We start from the raw sequence: 11,187 nt of genomic DNA, 5'->3' as shown, positions 1-11,187 counted from the left end.
TAAAAAGTTATTTCCGAAAATTATTTTTGAGCTTTAGAGGGCTCAAAAATTTTTCAGAATAACTTTTTAACTTACACAGTTAGTGAGACGCTACCTTCCAATTTCAAAATCTTCTCCATCTGTTTCTGGTTCACAGCTTCCGGGAGCATTCTAAAAATAAAATTTCTGATTCTTGTAAAATTTTCCCATTGTGCAATCTTTCCGATTGTCCAGCTTGTGTTAACAATGTGATGTACTTTTTCTTTTCGGATTTTTTCAAATTGATGAAAAACTTTGTTCCAATCTTTTTCTGTTTCTAATAATTTTCCAATTACATAAGCATCTTCAACCGCCTGGCAACCGCCTTGTCCCATATTCGGCGTCGTTGCGTGGGCTGCGTCACCAATTAAACAAAGATTTTCTGTTGACCAATTATCCATTGGTTTGATGTCGATGATGTCATTCAGAATAATTTTGTCTTTGGAAGTTTTAGAAATCATTTCCAAAATGTCAGGATGAAAATCTCTGAATTCTTCTAACAAATCAATTTCCTCAGAATAAAATTTTTCATTCACCAGAGCATACCAATACAAAATATTTTCTCTGACCTTCACAAATCCGAAACGTTTTCCTGTTCCCCACATTTCATAAGCGTTGTGACTGTATTTTTCAGGGATTTCGGTTTGTAGAATACCGCGCCAGCATTTCTGTCCGGCATTTCGGATTTCGCCTGATTTTAAAATTTGATTTCGAACCAAAGATTTTACACCGTCAGCTCCAAAAACGATTTCACTTTCAATTTCTGTTTTATCTTCAAAAGTCAAATGGTAATTTTCTTTCTTCTCAATTTTCGAAAGCCGTTTATTCAGAATAATATGTTCTGAGATATTTTCGCTCAAAATTCTCTGTAAATCCGCTCTGTGAATGGCGATATTGCAAACATTATATTTGCTTTCAAGTTTCAGAACATCGGTTTTCGAAATGGTTTTCAGTTTTTTGTCCGTAATGATCAGAGAATGCATTTTAGTTCCGGCATTTTCGATTTTTTCTCTCAGCTCTAGTTTGTCAAAAATCTGCATTGCGTTTCCGGCCATTGCAATGCCTGCGCCGACAGGTTTGATTTCCGGTGCACTTTCATAGATTTTAAAATCGATGTTTTGCTGCTTTAGAAAATTGCCTAAAGTCAAACCGCCAATTCCGCCACCGATGATGGAGATTGAATTCATTATTTTCTAGATCTCTTAAATTTGTAATGTTGATAGAATAATGAAAAAGAAATTAAAAATATTATTAAAAATAAAATCCAAAAAACTGATTTTCTAAATTTATTTGCATTAACAATTTCTATAAGGCAAACTAAACCAGATATAATAGTTATAAATCCATAAAGGGCATAATTGTTTTTTTCTTTATCAAAGAAAGGTATATTTCCTCCAGTATAATATCCAGGATTATACATGTTTTTATTCCATTCTTTATAGCCATCAATTATAGATTCATCTACTTCAACATCATTTTCATCAAGATTTAAACTATTTATAAAATCAAAAACATTGTGCTTGTCTTTTTCCTTACAATAAAGAATGTTGTTTTCCCAATCGGCTTCGAACAATATTCCTTTATCTTTCAAACCCTGACAAACAAAGTCTAAATTAGACGCAAATTTGAATCTTTTAACTTCAACCATATTTAAAAATAAAAAAGCAGGCTAAAAAACCTGCTTCTAATTTATCATCAAAAATCTTATTTACCAAGATAAGATTTCAAAATCTTACTTCTGGAATTATGTTTCAGTCTTTTGATGGCTTTTTCTTTGATCTGGCGAACTCTTTCTCTCGTCAGGTCAAAAGTTTCACCAATCTCTTCCAATGTCATCGGGTGTTTTCCGTTAAGACCGAAATACAATCTTACAAGATCCGCTTCTCTTGGAGTTAAAGTATTCAATGCTCTTTCAATCTCGATTTGTAGAGATTCCAACATCAGATCCTTATCAGGACTTGGCGATTCACCAGAACGTAAAACGTCATAAAGGTTAGAATCTTCACCTTCCACAAGCGGCGCATCCATTGACAGGTGGCGACCACTATTTTTCATAGATTCTTTGATGTCTTCCTCGCTCATATCCAGAACTTCTGCCAACTCTTCCGGAGAAGGCGGTCTTTCGTTCTCTTGCTCCAGATGAGCATAAGCTTTGTTGATCTTGTTGATAGAACCAATCTTGTTCAAAGGTAATCTTACAATTCTCGACTGCTCAGCCAAAGCCTGCAAAATCGATTGACGAATCCACCAAACAGCATAAGAGATGAATTTGAAACCTCTCGTCTCATCATATCTTTTCGCCGCTTTCATCAGTCCAAGATTTCCTTCGTTGATTAGATCCGGAAGAGAAAGTCCCTGATTCTGATACTGCTTAGAAACCGAAACCACGAAACGCAAGTTAGCTTTGATTAGTTTTTCCAATGCAGCTCTGTCTCCGGCGCGGATTCTCTGAGCCAAATCCACCTCTTCGTCAGCGGTGATCAATTCAACTTTTCCAATCTCTTGCAGATACTTGTCTAGTGATGCGGTTTCCCTGTTGGTAACCTGTTTTGTAATTTTTAATTGTCTCATTATAAAAACCTCATTCTATTAGGTTGCATTATATTATACGATGAGAACATCAAAAAGGTTACAAATATTTTAATTTTATCAGATTAAAGTCCAATTTTAACGCATTTTAAAACAGATTAAGATAATTTGGGCAGCTTAATCCGCCTTCCACTCCCAATCTTTTCACTCCGCTCCGCTGCGTAAAAAGGATTTCCGCTCAAGCCGGGCTGCGAGGTTCTAAATAATCAGAACTTTCTACAAAAATTTGACGGCTTGTTATTCTTATAAAAAAAATTTCGATTCCGATCATTGTAACATCTGTAATACTCATCTCATTAATAAAAAATTGTCAGTCTGAGCGGAGTCGAAGACTTTGTAATGAACAATTAAAATAATCAGCAAAATCTCCAAAATCAGTGAGAATTACTAATCAATAAAGATTTTAACCACACATTTCTCTGGAAATCAATTATTCTTAACAAAAATTACGTTTTCAAAATTCTCTGTATCGATTCTAATTGTTATTTTTGCCGAATGTTTAAAAATCTGATCAGAATTTTTGTTGGTCTATCGTTATTTTCCTGTGGCAAAGAACCCGTTCCAAAGCCAAAAGGAGACCTGCGTCTGGAATATCCCAATCCGAAATATCTGAATTTTTCTTCACCCTGCAATTATTCTTTTGATTATTCGGATTTCGCGAATATCAAAGATGCAAAACAGCCTTGCTGGTACAATCTGTCTTATCCGAAGATGAAAGCTAATATTTTCATCACCTATTTTCCGATTAAGAATGATTTTCAGCTACATGTGAAAGAAGTGGAAAAAATGGTTTACGAGCATACGATCAAAGCAAGCTCTATAGACACCAAAACTTTTTCTTATCCGGAAAGGAAAATTTACGGCAATTTTTATGAACTGAAAGGACAAACAGCGTCGAACATTCAGTTTTTTGTGACGGATAGCACAAGACATTTTGTAACAGGGAATTTGTATTTCAATTCTCGCCCGAAACCAGATTCATTAGCGCCGGCTGTAGATTATATCAAGAGGGATCTATTACATCTGATCGATTCTTTTGAATGGAAAAAGTAGCCTGAGGATAATATGACAGAAGATTTCAATTCGTAAACTACAAAAATTAAAAATTAATTCAGATAGCGGTCTTCCGACTTCTGACAAAATATAAACAATTAAAAAAACTTCGGACAACGGACTTTCCGCTTCCGACAAAAACTTAAAATATGAAATTATTAGCAGTAGGAACTGTAGCATTTGATGCCATCGAAACACCATTTGGAAAAACAGATAAAATTCTTGGCGGTGCAGCCACTTTTATTGGTCTTGCGGCTTCGGCTTTGGAAACAGAAGTTAGCTTGGTTTCTGTCATCGGAGGCGATTTTCCACAGGAATATCTTGATATGTTGACTTCTAAAAATATCAATGTTGATGGTGTGGAAATGGTAAAAGATGGTAAAACTTTTTTTTGGAGTGGAAAATATCATAATGATCTTAACTCCAGAGATACTTTGGTTACAGAGCTTAATGTTTTAGCTGATTTTGATCCGAAAGTTCCGGAACATTCTGCTGATGCTGAAGTTCTTTTGCTGGGAAACCTTGATCCGGTTGTTCAGCTTTCGGTTTTGGAAAGAATGAAGACCCAGCCAAAATTGGTCATCCTTGATACAATGAATTTCTGGATGGACATCGCTTGGGATAACCTGATGAAAGTAATTGCTAAAACGGATGTGATTACAATTAATGACGAAGAAGCAAGACAGCTTTCAGGAGAATATTCATTAGTAAAAGCAGCGCAGAAAATTCACACAATGGGACCAAAATACGTGATTATCAAAAAAGGAGAGCATGGCGCATTGCTTTTCCACGAGGGAAAAGTGTTTGCCATTCCTGCATTGCCTTTGGAAGAAGTATTTGACCCAACCGGAGCCGGAGATACTTTTGCTGGTGGATTTGCATCTTATTTAACAAAGAAAGGCGATTTCAGTTTTGAAAGTATGAAAACTGCCATTATCGTAGGTAGTGCAATGGCTTCTTTCACAGTTGAGAAATTCGGAACAGAAAGAATCCAGGCTGTTACAAAACAAGAGTTGAGCGAAAGAATTCATCAATTCAAAGAGTTGACTTCTTTCGAGTCCGCGATATAAATTTAACCTTATCCCAATTTATCACTCCAAAAAGTGTTATAAATTCAAAATATACAAAATGAAGAAGATTTTTTTTCCGGTTTTATTAGCTTTTAGTTCTCAGTTAGCTTATTCTCAATATCTTATAGTTGGGAAAGACAGCATCTCTGTCAAAGATTATATGAGAGATAACAAATATGGTTTGGAACAAACTGGGCCCGACAAATCTGTGAACGCGACAGTAGAATTTTTGTTGTTGCAGCAATTGGCAAAAGAGAAAAAAGCGGATACACTTAATTTTTTTGTTAACACAGTTAATCAGAAATTGTCTGAACTGAGAGAACAAAAATTCTATCCAAAATCTATTATAGATCCGTTGGTTCAGGATTTTGTGAATTCTAACAAAACAGAAACTCAGGTTTTACTTTTCATCAAGGAAAAAAAAGCAGATGACAAGACTGATTATAAAGCACTTTATAATGAAGTGAAGTCGGGAAAAATGAAGATGGAAGATTTCTTAGCAAAGAATGCTAATCCGGAAGCCGGAAAAGCCTTTTATGTAAAGCCAGGAATGTTGGATTATGAATTGTACCAACAGATCAAAAATGCACCGGTCAATTCTTATACATCATTTATAGATAAACCGAATGTGGTTGCTTTTGCAAAAGTAGTTGGAACAAGACCAAGTCTTGGCTATATGATTTTCGGTGTATTATCGATTCCAAAAGATGACAATTATGAGGCAACTAAAGCCAAAATCTATAAAGAATTAGAATCCGGCAAAAAATTCCAGGCTGTCGTGAAGGATTTTGGCGCGACTGAGGAAGAAAAAAATTCTGGTGGCGCAGTGATGGGATCGCCTATTTTGCCGGACGAAGTTTATAATGCTTTGAAAGGCCAGAAAAAAGATTTTTATACCAAAGAACCGATTTTGTTCAACGACAAATATTTTATTTTCAATATTTATAACATCGAGCCTTACCAATTAACGGACGACAACAGACGATTTTTCCAAAAAGAGATGCTGGCGACAAGTTATGGTGAGGAAGCGACTTCCAAATTAGTTAGCTGGTTAAAAACTCAGGATAAATTTGCGGAAACTAAAGATTTTGATGAGATCAAAAAATCATATCAAAGTTATCTTAATCCTAAAAATCCAAAGGCAGTACTTTTCACTTACGGTAAAAACAGCGTAACTTATGAAGATCTGAAAAAAGCCATTGATGCGCAATATAAAAGTTTGGAACTGATCCCGACTTCTCAATGGGCAGATCTTGTGGATTATCAAGCAGATCAATATGTGATCGGCGTTTATGCGAAGAATTTTGAAAATCTTCCTGATGTGAAACCGGAATTAACTGAGCTTAAGAAAAATCTATACTCAGAGTATATTTTCTCAGAATATCTGAAAGAAGGTGTGAAAAACAATCCTCAGCTTTATACAGATTACTATAATCAGAACAAATCCAAATTTGTTTGGGAAAAAAGAGCTGAATCCAGAGCTGCCGTGATCTCTGATCCCCAATTGGTAAAAGAAATTGAAAAGGAAGTGAAAGATCCTAAAAAATGGACTGCATTGAAGGAGAAATATAAAAATCAGGTTAATGATAAAAACCAGGTTCTTGTTCACTTTGAAGAAGGGAAAATCCAGGAAAGCGCCGATATCTTCAAAAAACATAATGTGCCTTTTAAAAAAGGAACCTTTCTGACAAAAATCTCCGGAAGAGATGTGGTTGTTGCCATTGACGAACTACTACCGGAACAGCAGATGACATTGGATGAGGCAAAAGAAGATATGACAGATGCTGTAACCGAAAAATTCTTGCAAAAAACACTGGCCGATCAACGTGCGAAAACAAAAGTTGAGATCCAGCCATCTTTTATGGCGGAACTGAATAAAAATTTTAAGAAATAATTATAATTTAAAATACAGCAGAATTGGTTGATAATCCTAATTTTGCACCTTAATAATCAAAATATAATGTTAAAATACACAAAATGTCTTTTTTTATTGTCAGTTTTTGTTTTCCTGGCTAGTGGAAAATTGTCTGCACAATTACAAAAAGGTCAGCTTATAGATGGGATAGCAGCCGTGATTGGTGATGAGATTGTTCTGGAGTCTGACATAGAGGATCAAGCGAACTATGCTAAGCAGCAGGGCGCTAATGTAGGTGATAAATGTGATTTTATGGAGAGTATCCTTAATAACAAATTGCTGATCTACGAAGCAAAAAAGGATACCTTGATCGAAAATAGAGCTGCGGCAATCAAAGAAATGGCTGGTAACAAATACAACCAGATTCTAGGTCAATTTCCGGATGAAAAAACGATGTTGGCAGCTTACAAATTCAGAACATCTTACGAGATGAAAACTGCGATTGAGAAAATTGATTCTGATAATTATTACGGACAGCAAAAGTATGCGAGAATTACTGAAAAAGCAGATGTTACACCTAATGAGGTAACCGATTTTTATAACCAGTTCAAGTATCAGCTTCCTAACGTAAAAGATGAGGTAACTCTTTCCAAAATCAGTATCTATCCAAAAATTTCTGCTGCTCATAAAAAAGAAATTATTGATAAACTTAACAAGATCAAACAGGATATAAAAGCAGGTGAAAGTTTTGAAAACCAAGCCAGAATCTATTCTGAGGACGAAGGTTCTGCTGCTGTTGGAGGACTTTACAAGAATATCAATATGGGGCAAATGGTAAAGCCGTTTGAAGCAGCTGCGCTTAATTTACAGGAAGGCGACCTTTCTGATCCTGTTGAGTCTGAGTTTGGGTATCATTTGATTCAATTAGTCAAGAGAAATGGTAAAAAATACGATGCGAGACATATTCTGATAAAAAGCACGCCTAATGCAGAAGAAATAACAGCTGCTAAAAAAGAACTGGACAGCATCAGAACTTTGATTCTGGAAAAGAAAATATCCTTCAAAGACGCAGCGTATAAATTTTCTGACGACAAGAGTAACAAGTACAGTGCAGGAATCATGACCAACAATCAGGATGGTTCTGACAAGCTTGAAAAATTAGGTTTGGATCCAACAATTTCTTACCAGATTGCAGGTCTTAAAAAGAATGACATTACAGAACCTTTCCAACAGGAAGATCAGCAGAAAAGAAAAATGATCAGCATTGTTCAGGTGAATGACGTGATTGATGCGCATCAACTGGATCTGTCCACGGATTATGAAAGAGTCAAAGAAATGGCCCTTAATAAAAAGAAAAACGAAATTGTAGAGAAGTGGGTTAATGCCAAGATTCCTTCAATTTTTATCTCAATTGATAACAAGTATAAGGATTGCAAATTCCATAGCAACTGGCAAAAAGGTACAGTGGTTACTACTAATTAATTTGCTTAATTAAAAAATAGAAAAGGATGAACAATTGTTCATCCTTTTTTGGTTGAATTAAGACTTCCACCATTCAGGGAAAATATGAGAATCATCGTCCAGATTCACTTTTTCGCCAATTATTGGTGTAGAGATTTTAAAATTTTTCCCTTGACAGTTATCACAGGCTTTTTGCAAAGGCTCATTCCAGGGATGTTGAGCAAGTGCAAATTTACCGGAATGAACGGGTAATATATTCTTTGCATTCAATTCTTCTGCAACTTTCACAAACTCTTCTGGTAAAGTATGGATATATTTCCATTTTTCATTATACTGCCCGTTTTCCAAAATTGCCCAATCAAAAGGTCCAAATTTTTCTCCTATTTCTTTAAAATGAAAATCATAACCGCTGTCACCTCCTATAAAGATTTTTTTCGTTGGTGTTTCCAAAGCATAAGAAGACCAAAGTGTATTATTTCTTTTGAATCGTCGACCGGAAAAATGTCTCGCTGGCGTAGATGTGATTTTGAAATCTTTAGTTAATTCTGATTCTTCATACCAATCTAGTTCTATGATTTGATCTTCATGGAATTTCCATTTTTCGAAATGAGAGCCAACGCCTAAGCCACAAACCACTTTATCGATTTTTGATTGCAGACTTTTAATGGTTTTATAATCCAGATGATCATAATGGTCGTGCGAAATAATCAGAAAATCAATTTCAGAAAAATCTTCTGCGGTATAAATGTCTGTTCCCGTAAAAGCCTTAGTCGTTCCGGGGATTGGAGAAGCGTTTCCGCTGAAGACAGGATCTACCAAAAAACGTTTTCCATCGAGTTGAAAATAGTAAGTGGAGTGTCCCATCCAAACTAAGAAATTGTCAGAAATCGATTGCTCTTTCAAATCGATTTTGGTGGTTGGAAGAGGGTTTATTGGTTTTTTATTTTCGGTTTTGTCGGTTAAAAATTCCCACATTACCTGTCGCATTGTATAACCTTCTGCAAGAGCTGGCGTAAAACTCAGATTCTGAAAAGTTCCATCTTTATAATTTGGAGATTGTTTCATTCTCACCAATCTTTTTCCTTCGGCCTTTCCTCCAAAAACAGGTAAATTATAAATATAGAGTGCAAGCAACACCAATAGAATCAAAAAAGTAATTGTCATATTATTCAGTTGTTTTTTTTTACTAATAATACCCAATCGTTATCAAGGATTTTGTAACCTTGCTCATAAACGAAAAAGTATTGAGCGCCGTTTTTATACGTTACGATTTGCGTGATAAAATCGAAATCGAAACCGGCACTTAGTAATTTATGACGATTAACTTTTGTTTTTCCTTCAAAATTGTGTTCAGAAAGTATCCTGTAATTTTTGCGGAGCTTATTATTGATGTTCCGCATATAGTTGGTAGACGTTTTATTTTGCTTGTTGTTATAAGCATTACGACAGGCATCGGAACAGAATTTCTTATCAGATCTGCCGACGATTTTATCGCCACATTCCGGGCAGGTTAGATTTTCCATTTGTGTATTTTTATTTGTTTTAAATATTCAATTATCTGTAGACGGCTTTTCTTCTGATCAACTTTCCTTTTTCATTGCTCATATCATTGGCTAGAAAATAAACATTTTTATTTTCTTTGAAAACTCTGTTCTGTAAATCCTTTTCGGTAAGGTTTTCACATCCTGTAGGAATCAAAAACGGTTGAACAATTTTTATCCAGTTTTCTTTGATAAAAGAGTAGGTTGTCATTGTGTAGGTGCAGCCATTCATTGGCGCTTGATATGTGGAGATTTCATCCGTTCCGTCATTATTCAGATCGCCTTCATTAATCAGAATTGTCTCGCAACATCCAACTTTTATTGGTTTCAATTGAGAATCAGAAAATCGAATTTCAAATTCTGCCGGCGTCCCGTCTTCTACAGGATTTCCATTTGCTTCTTTAGTTTTTATGGCGGTTGCTGTTACTTTTTTACCATTACCTAGAAAATTACCGTGGATTTTTTTCCCGATTTTATAATCAACTTTTGAGCTTTGTCCGAAAACTAAGTAGCTAAGAGTCAGTAATATTATTGGTAATCTCATTTGGTTATTACAATTTGTATTCTTTAAAATTATAAAATCATTTCCATTTACAAACGATTACAAACGGATATAAATACTTTTTAACCGAATCCAATTTCATCTTTGTTGAAAATTTGCATCAAGGAAATCGGGAAACACGACAACACGACCCGTTTTCAACTGTCTAATTTTTTTAATATTATAATTATGTCGTTAAGAAACAAAGTGACATTGATTGGTCACACAGGAAAAGAAGTGGAAGTTTTCAGTTTTGAAAATGGTAACAAAAAAGCAACGGTTACGCTTGCCACCAATGATTATTATACCAATTCTCATGGCGAGAGGGTAGAAGAAACCCAATGGCATAATCTGGTCGCATTTGGAAAAGCAGCAGATGTGCTTGAAAAATATGTTCCGAAAGGTAAAGAGATTGCTGTCGAAGGTAAACTTACATACAGATCGTATGATGATAAAGATGGGGTAAAACGAATAATAGCCGAAATAAGAGTGGATGAAATTATCCTTTTAGGTGCAAAATAATTGTAATGACCTTGACTATGTTCTGAATGTAATCAAGGTCTTTTAATAATTTATTGTTATGAAAGTTCAGGTCTTTAGAATTAGGATTTCTGATGAGTTTCAGGCTTCGGATGAAGCAGTAGTAAATGATTTTCTGTCCAGATATGATATTTTGAATATGAATTCAGAACTAATCCAGGGTGAGATAAATTATTGGTCCGTCTTTATTAATTATCAAGAAAAGACTAAGCAAGTCAATTCAAATAAATTGAATATCAATTCTGAAGAAGAACTTTCGGATGAAGAGAAAATTATTTATAATAAACTAAAAGAGTGGAGATATGAAAAGTCTAAAGAACTTAATCAGCCTCCTTATATTATTTTTCATAACATACATCTGATGTCGATTGCGAAATTTAAACCATATAATCTGCAAGACTTAGAACAAATAAATGGATTGGGAGAGTCTAAAATCCGGAGATTTGGTGCAGAAATTATTGAAGTTTTGGAAAATGCTTAGCATCGAAAATTTAAGATAAAATAACATTTGCTGACATT

The 11,187-nt window shown here is 34.9% G+C and carries 12 protein-coding genes; 6 read left to right on the top strand and 6 right to left on the bottom strand.

The features are described from left to right. Window positions 1-71 precede the first annotated feature (71 nt). From BXY58_RS16370 to BXY58_RS16360, 3 genes are read right to left on the bottom strand one after another with little or no spacing between them, the layout of a single operon-like run. Window positions 72-1,205 carry an FAD-dependent monooxygenase gene (locus BXY58_RS16370; protein WP_120214947.1) on the bottom strand — a complete coding sequence of 378 codons (1,134 nt, stop codon included), beginning with the start codon at window positions 1,203-1,205 and terminating at the stop codon, window positions 72-74. After that, entirely contained in the window at window positions 1,205-1,666 is a 462-nt protein-coding gene (locus BXY58_RS16365; RefSeq protein WP_120214946.1) for a hypothetical protein, read from the bottom strand. Before BXY58_RS16365 ends, BXY58_RS16370 begins: the two co-directional genes overlap by 1 nt. A 56-nt stretch (window positions 1,667-1,722) precedes the next feature. Then, complete coding sequence (locus tag BXY58_RS16360; RefSeq protein ID WP_072998255.1) at window positions 1,723-2,589, bottom strand: sigma-70 family RNA polymerase sigma factor; 867 nt, start codon at window positions 2,587-2,589, stop codon at window positions 1,723-1,725. 513 nt (window positions 2,590-3,102) lie between these two features. Here BXY58_RS16360 and gldD point away from each other — a divergent pair. The 4 genes from gldD (at window position 3,103) to BXY58_RS16340 (ending at window position 8,067) form a co-directional block, all read left to right on the top strand. Further along, window positions 3,103-3,660 carry a gliding motility lipoprotein GldD gene (gene gldD, locus BXY58_RS16355; protein ID WP_120214945.1) on the top strand — a complete coding sequence of 186 codons (558 nt, stop codon included), beginning with the start codon at window positions 3,103-3,105 and terminating at the stop codon, window positions 3,658-3,660. Between the two features lie 149 nt (window positions 3,661-3,809). After that, window positions 3,810-4,730 carry a PfkB family carbohydrate kinase gene (locus tag BXY58_RS16350; protein ID WP_120214944.1) on the top strand — a complete coding sequence of 307 codons (921 nt, stop codon included), beginning with the start codon at window positions 3,810-3,812 and terminating at the stop codon, window positions 4,728-4,730. A 58-nt stretch (window positions 4,731-4,788) separates the two neighbouring features. Further along, window positions 4,789-6,624 carry a hypothetical protein gene (locus tag BXY58_RS16345; RefSeq protein WP_120214943.1) on the top strand — a complete coding sequence of 612 codons (1,836 nt, stop codon included), beginning with the start codon at window positions 4,789-4,791 and terminating at the stop codon, window positions 6,622-6,624. Window positions 6,625-6,690: 66 nt separating this feature from the next. Then, window positions 6,691-8,067: a peptidylprolyl isomerase gene (locus BXY58_RS16340; RefSeq protein WP_120214942.1), complete on the top strand. Its 1,377-nt coding sequence runs from the start codon at window positions 6,691-6,693 to the stop codon at window positions 8,065-8,067. A gap of 57 nt (window positions 8,068-8,124) precedes the next feature. On the opposite strand, the gene BXY58_RS16335 is transcribed toward BXY58_RS16340, so the two are convergent. From BXY58_RS16335 to BXY58_RS16325, 3 genes are read right to left on the bottom strand one after another with little or no spacing between them, the layout of a single operon-like run. Next, complete coding sequence (locus tag BXY58_RS16335) at window positions 8,125-9,210, bottom strand: MBL fold metallo-hydrolase (RefSeq protein WP_120214953.1); 1,086 nt, start codon at window positions 9,208-9,210, stop codon at window positions 8,125-8,127. A 5-nt stretch (window positions 9,211-9,215) separates the two neighbouring features. Beyond that, entirely contained in the window at window positions 9,216-9,569 is a 354-nt protein-coding gene (locus BXY58_RS16330; RefSeq protein ID WP_120214941.1) for a DUF2116 family Zn-ribbon domain-containing protein, read from the bottom strand. 31 nt (window positions 9,570-9,600) lie between these two features. Further along, entirely contained in the window at window positions 9,601-10,131 is a 531-nt protein-coding gene (locus tag BXY58_RS16325; protein ID WP_120214940.1) for a hypothetical protein, read from the bottom strand. A gap of 186 nt (window positions 10,132-10,317) precedes the next feature. Here BXY58_RS16325 and BXY58_RS16320 point away from each other — a divergent pair, with 186 nt between their 5' ends. Further along, complete coding sequence (locus tag BXY58_RS16320; RefSeq protein ID WP_120214939.1) at window positions 10,318-10,650, top strand: single-stranded DNA-binding protein; 333 nt, start codon at window positions 10,318-10,320, stop codon at window positions 10,648-10,650. 58 nt (window positions 10,651-10,708) lie between these two features. Then, a complete protein-coding gene (locus tag BXY58_RS16315) occupies window positions 10,709-11,149 on the top strand; it encodes an HRDC domain-containing protein (RefSeq protein WP_120214938.1) in 441 nt (146 codons plus the stop codon). Window positions 11,150-11,187 lie beyond the last annotated feature (38 nt).

Origin of the sequence: Epilithonimonas arachidiradicis (assembly GCF_003610695.1) — a bacterium.
Lineage (GTDB): Bacteria > Bacteroidota > Bacteroidia > Flavobacteriales > Weeksellaceae > Epilithonimonas > Epilithonimonas arachidiradicis.
The sequence above is the reverse complement of the archived record's forward strand: the minus strand, read 5'-3'. Positions and strand labels throughout refer to the sequence as shown.